This window comes from Tsukamurella sp. NPDC003166 (genome assembly GCF_040611135.1).
In the GTDB taxonomy this organism is placed as follows: Bacteria; Actinomycetota; Actinomycetes; order Mycobacteriales; family Mycobacteriaceae; genus Tsukamurella.
Map to the genome: position 1 here is coordinate 91,496 of NZ_JBEXNL010000008.1, position 14,665 is coordinate 106,160.

General features: G+C 70.1%; 16 protein-coding genes. 6 read left to right on the plus strand and 10 right to left on the minus strand.

Annotated features, from left to right (window positions below):
- Positions 1-199: 199 nt before the first annotated feature.
- From ABZX10_RS11600 to ABZX10_RS11620, 5 genes are all read right to left on the minus strand, one after another.
- The gene (locus ABZX10_RS11600) at positions 200-700 is read right to left on the minus strand and encodes a nuclear transport factor 2 family protein (RefSeq protein WP_355539055.1); all 501 of its coding nucleotides are present in this window, start codon (positions 698-700) and stop codon (positions 200-202) included.
- A complete protein-coding gene (locus tag ABZX10_RS11605; protein ID WP_355539058.1) occupies positions 697-1,554 on the minus strand; it encodes an alpha/beta fold hydrolase in 858 nt (285 codons plus the stop codon). Before ABZX10_RS11605 ends, ABZX10_RS11600 begins: the two co-directional genes overlap by 4 nt.
- Complete coding sequence (locus tag ABZX10_RS11610; RefSeq protein ID WP_355539061.1) at positions 1,551-3,011, minus strand: MmgE/PrpD family protein; 1,461 nt, start codon at positions 3,009-3,011, stop codon at positions 1,551-1,553. The genes ABZX10_RS11605 and ABZX10_RS11610 overlap by 4 nt, the downstream gene beginning before the upstream one ends.
- A 179-nt stretch (positions 3,012-3,190) precedes the next feature.
- Positions 3,191-4,018 (minus strand): IclR family transcriptional regulator, encoded by an 828-nt coding sequence (locus ABZX10_RS11615; RefSeq protein WP_355539064.1) that lies wholly within the window; start codon positions 4,016-4,018, stop codon positions 3,191-3,193.
- Between the two features lie 229 nt (positions 4,019-4,247).
- A complete protein-coding gene (locus tag ABZX10_RS11620) occupies positions 4,248-5,066 on the minus strand; it encodes an alpha/beta hydrolase (RefSeq protein WP_355539067.1) in 819 nt (272 codons plus the stop codon).
- 97 nt (positions 5,067-5,163) lie between these two features.
- On the opposite strand from ABZX10_RS11620, the gene ABZX10_RS11625 reads away from it, so the two are divergent.
- Positions 5,164-5,586: a nitroreductase/quinone reductase family protein gene (locus ABZX10_RS11625; RefSeq protein WP_355539070.1), complete on the plus strand. Its 423-nt coding sequence runs from the start codon at positions 5,164-5,166 to the stop codon at positions 5,584-5,586.
- Here the strand turns inward: ABZX10_RS11625 and ABZX10_RS11630 are convergent, their stop codons facing one another.
- Positions 5,587-7,065, minus strand: coding sequence for an MFS transporter (locus tag ABZX10_RS11630; RefSeq protein ID WP_355539073.1), 1,479 nt, complete (start codon positions 7,063-7,065; stop codon positions 5,587-5,589). It lies immediately after the preceding gene.
- A 104-nt stretch (positions 7,066-7,169) separates the two neighbouring features.
- On the opposite strand from ABZX10_RS11630, the gene ABZX10_RS11635 reads away from it, so the two are divergent.
- On the plus strand, positions 7,170-7,832 hold the full coding sequence (locus ABZX10_RS11635) for a helix-turn-helix domain-containing protein (RefSeq protein WP_355539076.1): 663 nt from the start codon (positions 7,170-7,172) through the stop codon (positions 7,830-7,832).
- On the opposite strand, the gene ABZX10_RS11640 is transcribed toward ABZX10_RS11635, so the two are convergent.
- The 4 genes from ABZX10_RS11640 to ABZX10_RS11655 form a co-directional block, all read right to left on the minus strand.
- Positions 7,820-8,809 carry a HEAT repeat domain-containing protein gene (locus ABZX10_RS11640; protein WP_355539080.1) on the minus strand — a complete coding sequence of 330 codons (990 nt, stop codon included), beginning with the start codon at positions 8,807-8,809 and terminating at the stop codon, positions 7,820-7,822. The two genes, ABZX10_RS11635 and ABZX10_RS11640, sit on opposite strands and share 13 nt — an antisense overlap.
- Positions 8,810-8,829: 20 nt before the next feature.
- Positions 8,830-8,979 (minus strand): hypothetical protein, encoded by a 150-nt coding sequence (locus ABZX10_RS11645; RefSeq protein WP_355539083.1) that lies wholly within the window; start codon positions 8,977-8,979, stop codon positions 8,830-8,832.
- 32 nt (positions 8,980-9,011) lie between these two features.
- Positions 9,012-9,461, minus strand: a complete 450-nt coding sequence (locus tag ABZX10_RS11650; RefSeq protein WP_355539086.1) for a hypothetical protein — start codon at positions 9,459-9,461, stop codon at positions 9,012-9,014.
- Between the two features lie 81 nt (positions 9,462-9,542).
- The gene (locus ABZX10_RS11655; protein ID WP_355539089.1) at positions 9,543-9,728 is read right to left on the minus strand and encodes a DUF1508 domain-containing protein; all 186 of its coding nucleotides are present in this window, start codon (positions 9,726-9,728) and stop codon (positions 9,543-9,545) included.
- Between the two features lie 145 nt (positions 9,729-9,873).
- Here ABZX10_RS11655 and ABZX10_RS11660 point away from each other — a divergent pair, with 145 nt between their 5' ends.
- The 4 genes from ABZX10_RS11660 to ABZX10_RS11675 are packed head-to-tail and all read left to right on the plus strand — an operon-like array spanning position 9,874 to position 14,654.
- Positions 9,874-10,989 (plus strand): SPFH domain-containing protein, encoded by a 1,116-nt coding sequence (locus tag ABZX10_RS11660; protein WP_355539092.1) that lies wholly within the window; start codon positions 9,874-9,876, stop codon positions 10,987-10,989.
- A 2-nt stretch (positions 10,990-10,991) separates the two neighbouring features.
- Entirely contained in the window at positions 10,992-12,218 is a 1,227-nt protein-coding gene (locus ABZX10_RS11665; RefSeq protein ID WP_355539095.1) for a hypothetical protein, read from the plus strand.
- Positions 12,219-12,244: 26 nt separating this feature from the next.
- Positions 12,245-12,673 carry a hypothetical protein gene (locus ABZX10_RS11670; protein WP_355539098.1) on the plus strand — a complete coding sequence of 143 codons (429 nt, stop codon included), beginning with the start codon at positions 12,245-12,247 and terminating at the stop codon, positions 12,671-12,673.
- A gap of 40 nt (positions 12,674-12,713) precedes the next feature.
- Positions 12,714-14,654: a glycosyltransferase family 39 protein gene (locus ABZX10_RS11675; RefSeq protein WP_355539101.1), complete on the plus strand. Its 1,941-nt coding sequence runs from the start codon at positions 12,714-12,716 to the stop codon at positions 14,652-14,654.
- The last annotated feature ends 11 nt before the right edge of the window (positions 14,655-14,665 follow it).

Below are 14,665 nucleotides of genomic sequence, written 5' to 3' on the forward strand. Positions count from 1 at the left end.
CTGGAGAGGGGGAAGCTCGCGTAGTCGCCGCGCCGGACGTACCCGTACCGGCCTTCGGGATCGTCGCCGCGGGCCCGGAGTTCGCGTCCATCGAGGGGCGGTGCGGGTGCCGCGCCAAGAGAGAATGCCCTGGGCGAACGGCAAATTTCAACGACTCGACCGCACCCACCCTGCGTCCGTCGCACGGAGTCCGGGGGCGTCATGTCCACCCCTCGGAGAGGAAAGCCGTCGCCGGATCATCGGGACCGAACGCGCCGCGAGACCAGTCCGGGCCACTCGGTACGTCCGGCATCTCGGACAGCGCATTCTCCCAGTCCAGAACAACAGTCCGGTCGACGATTCCCCACCGCCCCTGACGCTTTTCCAGCTTGTCCAGATACCGCAGACCCTGCATCACCGCGCCCGGCTCCCCTACCGTTTCCCGACGGTAGAACGAGTACGTCACGCACCGGGCGATGTGGCCCTGCTGGACCACGTAAGGCATGCCCATCATGTGAAACGTCCCCGCGAGCTGACCGAATAGGGCGTCGATCCGCTCGAAGACCTCGTCGATCGGCCCGCTGAACCGCCCGTGGTCGTCATGCGCGTCGTCGTGATAGCAGCTCCGTGCGGCCGCTAGATCCTGACGGTCGACCGCGTGGCTGTACCGCCCCAACAGATCGTAGATCGCGAACCGATCGTCCGCGTTCAGGTCGCTCATTTCGCAGTGACCTTCTCCCCGTGGGTGACCGACTGCAACCAGTCGAGTACTCGGTCAGCGATGCTCTCGGAGCCTTCCTCCAGGATGAACATGTGCCCATGTCCGGGAAGCCCCCAGTCGTGATCCAGCCGGACGGGCTCCACCCCGATCGCGCGCGCGGTCGCTCTCCCCGCCGACACCGACACCGTGCGGTCGTGCTCGGCGAGCACGAACAGGGTCGGCGTGGTCCGCCACACCCCAGTCTTCGCGGGATCGATCCGGAGTTCCCCGGTGACTCCTGCGCCGGCGTTCCGCAAGACGGGGCTGTAGGAGACGATTCCGGCGTACCAGGTGTCGAACCATTCGTCAGGGAAGCGGGGAGAGCCGGCTACGTGATGGCGCGCCACTTCTCGAGACATCTTGACCAACACTCCCGGCGCGGCCTCGAGTACGTCCGGATTACGAACCTCGACAGGAGCCGGCGCGGCGAGTACCACGGACCGCACGAGGCCGGGCCAGCGTTCGACCGCCTTGATGCCGAGCGCCCCGCCGATGCTGTGTCCGACGACGACCGCGGGGCCGGTCTCCTGCAGGATCAGCCCGATTCCGTCCAGCACCTCCTCTGGGCCCCGGTCGAGCTTCGGGTACTCGCGACCGATATCGATATAGTCGACCAGGGTTACCTCGTACCCACGATCAAGGAACTGCGCGGCCCAGCCCGGCCGACCGTCGGGTGTGTGGGTCCAGCATTCAGACGTCTGCGAGCCTCCGTGGATCATGATCACGGGCACAGCTTCGCGGTCTGGCAACCGATGAGTGCGACACCGCAACTGAGACGGCGGCTCGCCGACATACCACTCGGTGCTGTCGATCATTGCACCGTCACCGCGCCGGACGCTGCGGTCAGCGCATCGATGACCTCCGCCACATCGCGAACGTTCTCAAGGTCGGCGACCACGGAGATGACGCGCTCGACCGCTCGCTCGTCGACCGGCACCGCGGCGTTCTGCGCGCAGTCCCGGAACTTGTCCGCGAGTTCCGTCCAGCCGACCGGATTGTCGGGCCCCCCCTTCGCGCCATTGACGAGGGGACGCGAAGTATGGACGGCACCGTCGACGGTGGTGATCTCCACCGCGGGATGGTTCGCGTAGCCACCCGATGAGCCGAGCATGTTGCCCTCGGCGAACGCCGCGGCCAGCGCGGGATCGGGGCTGGCGGAAATCCTGGAGGTCATCGCCAGAACTTCGGGATCAGTGATTCCGTCAGGCGTGAAGTTCCCGATCGTCGGGTTACCCCGGAGCACGGACACTGCGACGGTATAGATCGCGCTGAACTGAGCATGGACCGTCTGTCGAGGGGTCCGCCGGATGTCCAGCGGCGCTGTGAGAAAGAATTCCTCGTTCGGAACGAACAACCGGATGGCGGCGATCCGGTCTGGCGTGATTCCGTGGTCGCGAACGAGTTGCAGTGCGGGATCAATGAAGTACTGCGTGGCGCGGCATGCCGGCGTGATCTTGAAACTGAGCCCCATGAGTTCGAACCGCTCACCGATCTCGTCAACCACCATTGATCGGTCGTAAAGGCCACGGTGATACACGTTGTACAGTCCGTACTTGCCCTCCAGACTCTTGCGTGCGCCCGTGAGCCCCTTTTCAGCGAGTAGTGCGGCGAGCACACCGCCCTGCGCCGCGAATCCGACCTGCAGCCGCTTGCTGAGTGCTCCTTCGCCATCCATGATGCATTGGGTATTTCCCGAGGACTGGCTGTACGCGATTCCCAGCGCATCGAGTGTCCTGGTCTCATCGAGTCCGAGCACCTTCGACGCGGCCAGGGCCGAGCCGAAATAGCCCTGCGTGGCGGCGGGGTGCCACCCCGTGATGAACGGAGTCTCCTCGAGCGCGAGTGCCAGCCGGCACATCAATTCCTCGCCGTACGCGATTGCGGTGATGAGTTCCTGCCCACCGACGCCGCCCCGTCGCTCGGCGCAGGCGAGCGCTGCGGGAACCACAGACGAGGAAACATGCGTGGGCCCCTCGTCGAGGGTGTCGTCGAAGTCGAGTGCGTGGGCCATGGTCCCGTTCATGAAAGCCGCGGCCGGTGCCGGGAGCCTGTCACCGAACCCGAGAACCAGGGTTTCCGGGGCGCCGCCGAACTCGTTCTGCAGCCGGTGGACGCCGTCGATACCGTCGGCCCGGCTGCCCGCGATCGCATTTGCGCATGCATCGAGAACATTGCGCTTGACCTGGGCGACGACGCTGTCGGGGAGGGCGTCGAAGCGCGCGTCGACGGTGCTCTGCGCCCAGAGCGCGGTCGCTTCGGTGGGTACGGACATGGGCCACTCCTGGATTCACGCATGGCCCGGCGTGCACCGGGCCGCGACTGGTTACGGGGTTCGACCGGACCGCGCCGTGTGGACGCCGGACCGTGGGGCGGATCGCTTCGCCCGAACCGATCGTGACGGGCGAGCGCACAGTCGGGAACCGCCAGTCTCGCTCACCGAGATGGCAATCCTCAGAGGCGCTCGGTCGCGTGGAGCACCTTCTTGGTCAAGAGAAGAGCTCGGGGGTCGTAGTCGTATGCAGGGGACGTCTCCGCTTGTAGCCCCCTTCCGATCGCGCGCGCCGTTACCCGCATCGCGGGCAGTAGATGCAGCGGCGCGCCGTCCGCCGACGGCGTGGTCACTGACAGCGCCGCGACCGCGACGCCGCCCGGCGCGAGTACGGGTACCGCCGTTCCTGTCGACCCGGGCGACATCCAACGCTCGGCGATCATGCAGCCGCGGGCGCGGGCGTCATCCGCGATGCGCCTGAGCTGATCTCGGTCGGTCTCGGTGTATTCGGTGAATCGCGTGATCTTGCCCGAGGTGAGTATCCGCTCACGCAGGTCCGCGGGGGAGTGGGCGAGAAGGATCATCCCCGGCGATGTTCCGAGCATGGGGAGCCGCATCCCGGGCCGCGAGATGTTGAACACATCGCTACCACGCGGCGCGACCGTATCGACGTTGACCATGTCGTCGCAGTCGAAGATCGACAGTAGTATCGGCACGCACACCGCATCACGCAGGTCCTCGAGGTAGGGCCGGGCGACCTCGCACAGCGTCGGCACGCGCGCCGAGCGGGTGACGATCTCCCACAACCGCATCCCTGGTCGTAGCCGGCCGGCAGCGTCACTCTCCAATACTCCGAGATCACGGAGTTCACCGGTGATTCGATACGCCGAAGGCAGGGGAATCCCCGTAGCACGAGACACTTCAGGAACCGATATCGCGCGCCCGTGAACCTTCGATGCCTCGAGGATTCGCACCACACGGGCGATCATGGATTCGTCGCGCACGGGCATCAGGCACCTTCCCTTCGAGGCAACATATCGCGAGTCCATCCGGATACGGGAGCGCTTCGGCGTGAAGCCGAACCGGACGAACGGTCGGGGCGCTCACCTGAGACGCGGTGGACCGCCGATCGCCGGGGCAGGCCGCGCATCTCGGCTCGCCATATCCCGCATAATATGTTCCGTGGACCATCATTCGGGCCGCTTCAGGGTGTCCTGATTCGAACAGATTCTGTCCTCGCTACGACGCGCCGTGGTGACCCTGCAGGAACTCGATGATCGCCCGCGCGGTCGGCTCCGGTTCCTGCTCGGCCGGGTAGTGCCCGGACTCCTCCAGGACGACGCCGCTCACATCCGCCGCCAGAGGGCGCAGGCCCTCCGCGACGGCGGAGCCCATGGCGTACCGTCCGCCCATGGCCAGGACCGGCGCGCTCATCGGCGCGACTCGGAGCTGCGCGACGTCGGCGAGGTCGTCGGCTCGGCTCCGGTAGTGCGCCAGTCCGGTCTCGAGAACGCCGGGGGCACGATAGGTGTCGATGTAGGAGCGGAGCACCGCGGGGTCGAGACCCGCAGGCCCCGCGCTCTGTCGCAAGAACGCACCGTAGTAGGCGTCCTCCCGGCCCGCGACCAGGGCCTCCGCGAGACCCGGGGCACGGTTGAACGGCCCGTGCCAGTCCGGGTAGTGCGTACTCCCGGGCGTGGGGATGGACACGTCGATCCCGGGCAGGATCTCCTCCTCGATGACGAGCGCGGTGACGGCCTCGGGTGCTGTCGAGGCCAGGAACGCCGCGACCGTGCCGCCCCAATCGTGCCCGACCACCGCGAACCGCGTGAGCCCCTGCGCCGCAAGTTCTTCGCGCAGGCGCACCGCGAGATCGCGCTTGCGGAAAGAGGCGGCACCGTCGGGCCCGATGCCGAGGCCGGGCAGCGTGACCGGGACCGGGTCGAAGCCCGCGTCGCGGAGTCGGGGAACGAGGAAGCGCCAGTGCTGGTCCGTGACCGGCCATCCGTGCAGCAGGACCACGGCGGTCACATCGCGCCGGGAATCGAGGGGATCCACGGCATCCGAGCCTATCCGGGTGCACGATGGGCGAATGAGCGACGACGGGGATCGGCCTTCGGTGGCGATGGCGCGGGTGCGGGCGCATGATGAAGCGGTGAGCGACTTCAATCAGGGCATCATCGACGAATTCCGCGCCAACAACGGCACCGTGACCGCCATGGGCTTCGGCCGGGCTCTGGCGCTCGTGCACAGCGTCGGCGCCAAATCCGGCGAGCCGCGGGTGAATCCGCTCGCCGCCATCCGGGACGACGAGGGGTGGCTGCTGCCGGCCTCCGCGGGCGGTTCGCCGAAGAACCCGGCGTGGTACCACAACCTCAAGGCGAACCCGGAGATCGAACTCGAGTACCCCGACGAGCAGGGCGGTATCTCCACTGCGAAGGTCACGGCGCACGAGCTGACCGGATCGGCGCGCGACGAGGCGTGGGACCGGTTCAAGGCCCGCTCGAGCGGCTTCGCCGAGTACGAGAAGGCCGCGCAGGGGCGAGTGATCCCCGTCTTCCGGCTCACGCCGCGCTGATCAGCAGCTCACGGGCTCCGGTGCGGGCGTCCGATCCCGCATCACCACGAACGCCGCCACGGCGGTGGCGACGAGCAGCACGCTCGAGACACCCACAGTCGTGCTGACCGCCTCGACCCATGCGGACCGCGCGGTCTCGGCGAGCGCGGCACCGTCGGACTCCGAGAGGGCCTCCGCGCGGGCGAGCGTGTCGCCGAGCGTGCGGGACATCCCGTCGTGCCGGGTGAACACCGCCGTCGCGACCGAGCCGAGCACCGCGAGTCCCAGGGCGGTGCCGAGCTCGAAACTCATCTCGGACATCGACGACGCCTGACCCGCCCGCTCCGGCGGCGCGGCGTCGAGCGCCACGGCCGAGACGAACGTGAACAGGGTGCCGTAGCCCACGCCCGCCACGACGGTGCCGAGCACGTACAGCCACGACGGTCCGCCCGTCCCCAGCCCGACCAGCAGGAGCTGGCCGGCGGCGGCGAACAGCAGCGATGCGACGAACGTGGCGCGGCGGCCGAGGTACTGCTCGATCCACGGCGCGCGCATCGAGAAGTAGGCCACGACCGCGGCCGCGGGCAGGCCCAGCAGGGCGGCCGCGAGGACGTCGAACCCGACGACGGACTGCAGGTAGATGCCGGTGAGGTAGCTCATCGAGCCCAGGGTGGACATCGCGAGGATGGTGCCGGCGATGGCCATGGCGAAGGTCCGGTTGCGGAAGAGGTCGAACGGGATCAGCGGGCACTTGGTGCGCCGCTGCTGCGCGATGAACGCGACGAGCATCGCCGCGCCCACCGCGCCGGCGACCAGGGTGGAGGCGTGCACGCCGTGGCCCGCGGCGGACTTCACTGCGTACACCAGCGGGAAGATCGCGGCCATCGACAGCGCGACGCCGGCCAGGTCGAAGGGCGTCGAGGTGCCGCTGCGGAACTCGGGGATCAGCAGCGGACCCGCCACCAGGAAGGCGAGGAACACCGGCGCGTTGATCAGGAACACCGATCCCCACCAGAAGTGATGCAGCAGAACCCCGCCGATCACCGGGCCCACGGCCATGCCGAACGAGAACGCCGCGGTCCAGATGCCGATCGCGATGCCGCGGGCCTTGGGATCGCGGAAGATGTTCGCGATGAGCGCCAGGCTGGCGGGCAGCAGGGTCGCGCCGCCGACGCCCATGAGGGCGCGCGCCGCGATGAGCAGGCCGGGCGTGGGGGCGAACGCGGCGATGACCGAGGCGACGCCGAACAGCCCCGCGCCCCAGGTCATCAGGCGCCGCCGCCCCCACCGGTCGCCGAGGTTGCCCATGGTGATAAGCAGGCCGGCCAGCATGAACGGGTAGATATCGAGGATCCAGAGCTGCTGCTCCGGGCTCGGGTGGAGCGCCGACGTCAGGTGGGGCATCGCCAGATAGAGCACCGAAGCATCCATCGACACCAGGAACACCGGCAGGAGGAGGGCGGCGAGGCCGGCCCAGGCGCGGCGCGGGGTGGTGGACACGGGTGACTCCTTGAAGCAGCAGCAAGCGCGTACGGTGTACGCACGATGACTGGGTACACTGTACGCATCCCCGTCCTGGCCGGTCAACGGAGAAAGGCGCGCACGTGTCCGAGACCACCCTCACCCGGGAATCCATCGTGGCCGAGGCGATCCGCCTCGCGGACGAGGGCGGCCTGGAGAAGGTCTCCATGCGCCGGATCGCCGACGCCCTCGGGGCGGGCGCGATGTCGCTGTACCGGCACGTCCCGGACAAGGACGCCCTGGTCCGCGACATGGCCGCGGCCGTCGGTGCGGAGTACCTCTACCCGGCGGAGCTGATGGGCGACCCCGACTGGCGCACCCGCACCCACATTGCCGCCGAGGCGGACATGCGGCTCTACCTCCAGCACCCCTGGGTGCTGCTCGCGCACTCGATGCCCCGTGCCGCGATGGCACCGTCGGCGATCTCGTGCTTCAACTGGCTCGTCGAGGCCTTCACCCACCTCACCGGCTCCGTCGCCGAATCCGCCGAACTCACCCTGCACGTGTGGAACCACGTGCAGGGAGCGGGGATCGGTGCGGTCGGGCGGCTGTTGCTGGCCCCGGGCTCGTCCCTGGAGGGCGCGGGCTTCGTGGCCGATCTCGCCGACAACCCGCTCGTCGAGGAACTCCCTCTGCTGCGGGAGCTCGTCGAGGTCGACCGACCGGACCTCTGCGCCGCGATGCCCCTGCTGCACTCCGGCATCGACGCGCTGTGCGAGGGCTTCGCCGCTCGCTACGCCCGCTGACTCTGCTGCAGGATGAACCAGGCCGTGCTCGAGATCCGCGGGTCGGCGTCGGTGGAGAGGCGGCGGAGGGCGGCCTCCGCACCCGCGGTGGGGATCTCCGCGAGTGCCTGCACCGCCCGCTGGCGCACCGCGTAGTCCTCGGTTCGGTCGGCGATCGCGGCGAGCTCCGCGCTGATCGGCTCGTCGTCCGGGGCGGCCGCCGCGATCGCGCCGAGCGCCTCCGCGGCGTCGACGTCCTTCTCGCCGTCGCGCACCATGCGGAGCAGCTCCGGTGTCGCAGCGGGATCGCCGCGCGTGCCCAGCGCGACCGCGGCGATCACCCGGACCGCGGCGTCCTCGTGGTCGAGCGCCGCGCGGAGGGTGTCCTCCTGACCGGGCATCTCGGCCAGGGCCTCGGCGGCGCGGCGGCGCACCGTCGGGTCGGGGAAGGCGAGGGCATCGATGAGCGGTGCCGGTTCGGGATCCCCGGCCTGCGCGAGCGCCCAGCGCAGGGCGCCGGCCACGTTGGTGCTCTCCTCCCGCAGCAGGGCCTCGGTGAGCGCGTCGACGGGGGCCCGGCCATCGGCCGTGAGCGCCGCGAGCTGCCGCGCCCCGGGCGAACCGGTGTCGAGCTCGGTGAGCAGGGCCACCACGGACAGGACCCTGTCCCAGTCGGCCGCGCCCGCCGCCGCGACGTGCTGCAGCCGCTCCAGCAGCTCCGTCTCGAGCCGAATCCGCTCCCGGCTCCGGGCGATCATGTCGGCGACGAGGAGGTCCGGCGCGAACGACGGATCGTCCAGGGCGCGGCCGATCTCCGCCAGCGAAAGGCCCAGCGAGCGCAGGCTCTCCACGTGGAAGATCCGCCGGATGTCCTCCTCGGCGTACATCCGGTAGCCGGTGGAGGACCGCCCGGACGGGCGGACGAGGCCCAGCGCGTCGTAGTGCCGCAGCATCCGCGCGCTGATCCCCGTCCGCGCCGCGACCTCGCCGATCCGCATGTCCGAGTGCGACCTTCCGCTCAGTCCGTGGGACCCAGCGCCGCCACGCGCCGCGCCTCGTGCACCGAGCCCGCGAACCCGGAGTCCGGGTCCTCGAGCAATCGGAGCGTATCCGCGACGTGCTCGCGGACGGCGTCCGTCGTCACGGACACGGCCTCCAGCGCCGCCACGCCCTCGTCGCCGAGCCCGAGGATCGCGCGGCTCAGGCTGCGCCGGGTCTCCGCGTCGCCGCGCCCGAGCTGCCGGGCCAGGGCGAGCGCGGCGGGCCGGAGGACCGACGGTCCGCCGCGAGGGCGACGACGGTGCGCCACGCGGCCTTCGCGACCTCGTCGTCGGCGTCGGCGACGAGCCCGAGCACTGCCGGCCGCGCGCCCGCGGCCCCGGCGCCGCCGATCTTCGACAGCGAATGCAGGGCCTGGCTGCGGGCCTGCGCGACCGGCGAGGTCAGCTCCGCGCGGAGCAGCGGAACCGTCGCCGCGGCGGGCAGCCTGGTCAGCGCCCAGGTGAGCATGTCGCGGACGAAGAAGTCCGGCTCCACGGCGCACCGCGCCACCAGCGCCGCGGCGACCGCGGCATCCGCGACCGACCCCGCGTCCAGCGCTGCGCGCAGGCGGATCGAGGGGTTGGTGTGGTCGAGCGGGTTCTGGGCCATCGGGGCCACCTCCTTCATGCGTCGGTGGCTCGATTGCAGACCTTGTCACGGTGTCAAGGTCAAGCCCTGCAGGTCAGCGACTCACTCCTTGTCGACGTCGACCACCTTCGCGCCCTCGGCGGCGCGCTGCACGGCGGCGGCACCGTCGTGGGCGCCCTTGCGTGAGGCATAGGCCTGGCCCGACGCCACGACCTCGCCGTTGCCGGCCTTGAGCCGGAACCGGAACTTGCCCGCGTTGTCCTCGTACACCTCGAACTTGCCTGCCATGGAAAGCACCTTTCTCAGCGGAGATCCCCGTGGTGGGGCCGGATGCAGCCTATGCGCAAAGTACAGGATCAGCGAGCGCTCAGCCGTCGCCAAGTCGCATGGCTATCGTGGATTCCGACAACCGCGACGGAGGGTGGCAGCGCACATGGGGATCATGGACAGGGTCCGCGGCGAGCTCGTCGACATCATCGAATGGCTCGACGACAGCAGGTCGACGATGGCGTGGCGCTTCCCGCGCTACAACAACGAGATCAAGAACGGCGCGCAGCTCATCGTGCGCGAGGGCCAGGAGGCGCTGTTCGTCTACCGCGGTCAGCTGGCTGACCGGTACGGACCCGGCAACTACCAGCTGGTCTCCGAGAACATGCCGATCATGTCCACGCTGCAGGGCTGGCCGCACGGTTTCAAGAGCCCGTTCCGCAGCGAGGTCTACTTCATCAACAGTCGCCCCATCACCGACCTGCGGTGGGGCACGCCCAATCCGATCACGATCCGGGACAACGACTTCGGCATGGTTCAGGTGCGGGCCAACGGGCTGTGCGTCGTGCGCGTCGTCGACGCGCCCACCTTCCTGCGCCAGGTGATCGGCACCGACTCGAACGTCGACTCCGACGAGATCGCCGAGCTGTTGCGCCGCACCATCTCCACCGCCTTCTCCGAGATGCTCATCGAGACCGGCGTCGGCGCGATCGACCTACAGGCCCGCCAGCGCGAGCTCGCCGCGAAACTGCAGGAGTACGTGCAGTCGAAGATCGCTCAGCAGTACGGCCTCGCCTGCGAGGCGGTCGAGATGAACATCTCCCTGCCGGACGAGATCACCCAGGCCATGACCCGCGGCGTCGCGCGCGGCGTGGAGGAGAAGGGCTACTACGGCAACGTCGGCGACATGAACCGCTTCCAGCAGGGCAGGGCCGCGGACTCGATGCTCGGCGCCGCCACCAACGAGGGCGGCGGGGGAGCCGGCCAGTTCATGGGCGCCGGCATGGGCATGGCGATGGGGCAGCAGTTCGCCCAGAACCTCCAGAGCCAACAGGGGGCTCCCGCGACACCTCCACCGCTGCCGAACGCGCAGCTCTTCCACGTCGAACAGAACGGGCAGTCCGCGGGCCCCTTCCCACTCGAACAGCTGCGCGGGATGAACCTCACGCCGCAGACCCTGGTCTGGTCGCCGGCTCTCACGGGCTGGACGCCCGCCGGACAGGTGCCCGCGCTGGCGGCACTGTTCGGGCAGACTCCGCCGCCGCTGCCTCCCCGGGCGTAGCGATGACGATGCCGCCCCCGCTGCCCGGCCGGCAGCCCGCGCACCCGCCCGAGCCGCCGCGCACCGTCGGGCCGGATCCGGCGCGACCCCGGCAACTGGTGCCCGGCGTACCGTCGGCGAACGACCGGGAGATGCTGCAGGTCACCGAGCAGACCCGCACGTACCCGTGCGCGAACTGCGGCGACGCCCTGGTCTACGACCCGGCGATCGGTAAGCTCCGCTCGCCCAGCTGCTGCAGCACCTACCCGGTCCTGCTCGATACCAGCAAGGTGCTGCGGCCGCACCCGCTCGGCCCGACGATGAACGCCCTGTACGCGCAGGCGCGGACCGCGGCGCAGGTGCAGGTCGTCGACCGCGAGGTGGTGTGCCAGAGCTGCGGCGGTCACACACTGTTCAGCGGCACCCTCACGGCCACCCGGTGCCCGTACTGCAACACCCCGATCCAGCGGACGGACGTGCAGGTCGCGCCCGCGCGGCTCCCCATCGACGGGATCCTGCCGCTGCGCGTCGGTGACGACCGGGCGCGCGCGAACATCGAGGCGTGGGTCAACAGTCGCTGGTTCGCGCCCCGCGAGTTCAAGAAGTACCGCGTCCTCGGGTCGTTCAGCAGCGTGTACCTCTCGTACTACAGCTACGACGCCGAGGTGACCACCGACTACTCCGGTGCGCGCGGCACGCACCGCACGCGGCGCGACAGCGACGGCAACATCGAGACCTACACCGACTGGTGGCCCGTCAGCGGCCGAGTGCACGACAGCATTCGGCAGCTAGCCGAATCCGCGAACACGGGACTCGACTCCGAGCGGGTCCGCGAGCTCGAGCCCTGGCCCGCCGAGCAGGCCGTCACGTACACCCCCGAGTTCGTCGCCGGGCACCTCGCCCGGACGTACGACGGTGACGCGGCCCAGGTCTTCGAGGCCCAGGCGCGGCCCCGGATCGAGGGCATCATCGAGAACACGGTGCGCCGTGACATCGGCGGCGACGAGCAGCGGGTCAGCCGGATGAACCCGGTGTACCAGTCGATCGACTTCCTCTACCTGCTGATGCCGGTGTGGCTGCTGACCGTCACCTTCGCCGGGAAGCCGTTCCAGGTGTTCGTCAATGGTGTCACCGGCGAAGTGCAAGGTCAGCGCCCGTGGAGCGCGATCAAGATCGCCTCAGCGATCATCGCGGGCTTGCTGTTGATCGGGATGGCGGTGTACCTGTACATGCAGGTCCGCGGCGGGTAGCGGCCGCGGCCGCGAGGAGGAACTTCATGTCGTGGATCATCGTGGCGCTGTTGGCGCTCGTCGTGCTGGCCGTGCTCGTGGCGACCGGATTCGCGATCGCGCTGGTCCGCAACAGCCGGCATCAACAGCGGGCGGAGGCGGCGATGCCCTTCCCGTCGCGCGCCCCGTTGTCCTGGTCCGGCTCCCACGTACCCGAGGCGCGGCTGCACCGGCGCATCCGCCGGGCGCTGCGGGCCTTCGAACAGCCGGCGGGTGTGCTGTCGGCGGCGCAGTTGGACGCGCAGGTGACGCTGACCGTCAGCGCGCAGGAGATCGACGACCGGCTCGTGACGATCGCGGCGCTGCCCGAGGCGGAGAAGGCCTCAGCACTGAAAACGGTCACGGCGGACGTCTCCGACCTGGAACGACGCATAGCGGACACCGTCGTCGTGCGTCCACAGCTACCTCCCGGGTAGATCCCAGGGACGGGGCAGACCGGCGCCCCACGCTGATCGGGTGACTGTGAACGCGGCCGTGCGCCGCCACCTGCCGCTCATCGTGCTGCTCCTGGCCACGGCCGTGATCTACCTCGTGGGGATCACCCGGAACGGGATGGCCAACGACTTCTACGCCGCGTCCGTGTGGGCCGGGAGCGAGAACTGGAAGGCGCTCCTGTTCGGCTCGCTCGACCCGTCGAACTCGATCACGGTGGACAAGCCGCCGCTGTCGATCTGGGTCATGGGCCTGTCCGCCCGGATCTTCGGCTTCTCCAGCGCCTCGATGCTGATCCCGCAGGCGCTCATGGCCGTCGCGTCCGTCGGCCTGCTCTACGGCGCCGTCCGGCGGCTGGCGGGCGAACCCGCCGGGCTCATCGCGGGCACCGTCCTCGCCCTGACCCCGGCGGCTGCGCTGATGTTCCGCTTCAACAACCCCGACGCGGCGATGGTCCTGCTCATGGTGGCCGGCGCCTACTGCACGGTGCGCGCGCTGCAGGGACGGGGCGGCCGGTGGCTGGCACTGGCCGGGGTCGCGCTCGGCCTCGCGTTCCTGGCGAAGATGCTCGAGGGGCTGCTCGTGCTGCCCGCGCTGGGACTGGTGTACCTCGTCGCCGCGCCGGTGGACTGGCGCCGCCGCGTGCTGCACCTGCTCGGCGCTGCCGCGGCGCTCGTGGTGAGCGCCGGGTGGTTCGTGGTCCTGACCATCCTGTGGCCCGCGGACTCGCGGCCCTACCTCGCGGGCTCGACCGACAACTCGTTCATGGACCTCGTGCTCGGCTACAACGGCTTCGGCCGCGTGCTCGGCCAGAACCACAAGGGCGGCGGTGGAGGCGGTTTCGCGGGAATCCCGCAGGACTGCCTCACCGCGCTGCAGGACCGGTTCGGGGGTGGCCACGGCGGTCCGGGCGGGCACGGTGGCGGGCACGCCGCCTTCGGACAGCAGCCGGGCCTGATGCGGCTGTTCACGGGCGAATGGGGCCTGGAGATCAGCTTCCTCCTGCCGGCCGCCCTCGTCGCGCTGGTCGTGGTGCTGTGGCTGCGCCGGGGCGAGCCCCGCACCGACCTCGTGCGCGCCGGCGCGATCCTGTTCGGCGCCTGGACCGTGGTCGACGGGCTGCTACTGGCCGAGATGAAGCAGGCGGCGCACCCGTACTACAGCCTGTCCGTGGCGCCCGGCATCGCGGGGCTCGTCGGGATCGGACTGTGGACGGCCTGGCAGCGCCGCGGCGACCGGTCCGGTCTGGTCGCGCTCGTGCTGCAGATCGTCGCCGGGGGCGGGTGGGCATTCGCGTTGCTCTGCCAGAACGACGGTGCCGCACTCCGGGCCCGGTGGGTCGTGCTCGGCGCGACGGTTCTCGCGCTCGGTGCGGTGTGGGTGACCCGCCGCGACAACGGGCCGCGGTGGCGGGAGGCGATCACCTGGTGCCTGATCGCGGTGTCGATGCTGCTCGGGCCGGCGGTCTACGTGTGGTCCGGCATCGCGCATCCGCAGACCGGCGGCAGCCCGATGGTCTCGACCTCGGGCGAGCACTGGGGCGGCGGGCGCGGCGGAGCGTCGTCGTCGCAGCTGACGGCCCTGCTGCAGGGCACGGACACCACCTGGGCGGCCGCGACGAACGGGTCGTCGTCGGCGGCGTCGATGGAGCTGGCGTCGCGCCGGCCGGTCCTGGCCGTCGGCGGGTTCACCGGGTCCGACCCGTCGCCGACGCTCGCCCGGTTCCAGTCGGACGTGCAGCAGGGCCGGATCCGTTACTACATCGCCTCGTCGCAGGGGCGCGGCGGGCCGGGCGCGATCCTCGCGGACCTGCCGGAGCAGTGCCGCGACCTGGATCTCGGTGGCAAGGGCGGGACGACCGGGAGCATCGCGGCCTGGGTGCAGCAGAACTACGCGGCGCAGAAGGTCGGGAGCGCGACGGTGTACGACCTGACGAAACCTGTTGGTCGCTCAGCGGGCCGGTAACCGGCTCGATG

What these genes read in the sequence shown, in the direction of transcription:
- ABZX10_RS11600 (WP_355539055.1), bottom strand. Translation starts at nt 700, where the DNA reads ATGAGCGACCTGAACGCGGACGATCGGTTCGCGATCTACGATCTGTTG.
- ABZX10_RS11605 (WP_355539058.1), bottom strand. Translation starts at nt 1,554, where the DNA reads ATGATCGACAGCACCGAGTGGTATGTCGGCGAGCCGCCGTCTCAGTTG.
- ABZX10_RS11610 (WP_355539061.1), bottom strand. Translation starts at nt 3,011, where the DNA reads ATGTCCGTACCCACCGAAGCGACCGCGCTCTGGGCGCAGAGCACCGTC.
- ABZX10_RS11615 (WP_355539064.1), bottom strand. Translation starts at nt 4,018, where the DNA reads ATGCCCGTGCGCGACGAATCCATGATCGCCCGTGTGGTGCGAATCCTC.
- ABZX10_RS11640 (WP_355539080.1), bottom strand. Translation starts at nt 8,809, where the DNA reads ATGCGGATCGGCGAGGTCGCGGCGCGGACGGGGATCAGCGCGCGGATG.
- ABZX10_RS11650 (WP_355539086.1), bottom strand. Translation starts at nt 9,461, where the DNA reads ATGGCCCAGAACCCGCTCGACCACACCAACCCCTCGATCCGCCTGCGC.
- ABZX10_RS11655 (WP_355539089.1), bottom strand. Translation starts at nt 9,728, where the DNA reads ATGGCAGGCAAGTTCGAGGTGTACGAGGACAACGCGGGCAAGTTCCGG.
- ABZX10_RS11660 (WP_355539092.1), top strand. Translation starts at nt 9,874, where the DNA reads ATGGGGATCATGGACAGGGTCCGCGGCGAGCTCGTCGACATCATCGAA.
- ABZX10_RS11665 (WP_355539095.1), top strand. Translation starts at nt 10,992, where the DNA reads ATGACGATGCCGCCCCCGCTGCCCGGCCGGCAGCCCGCGCACCCGCCC.
- ABZX10_RS11670 (WP_355539098.1), top strand. Translation starts at nt 12,245, where the DNA reads ATGTCGTGGATCATCGTGGCGCTGTTGGCGCTCGTCGTGCTGGCCGTG.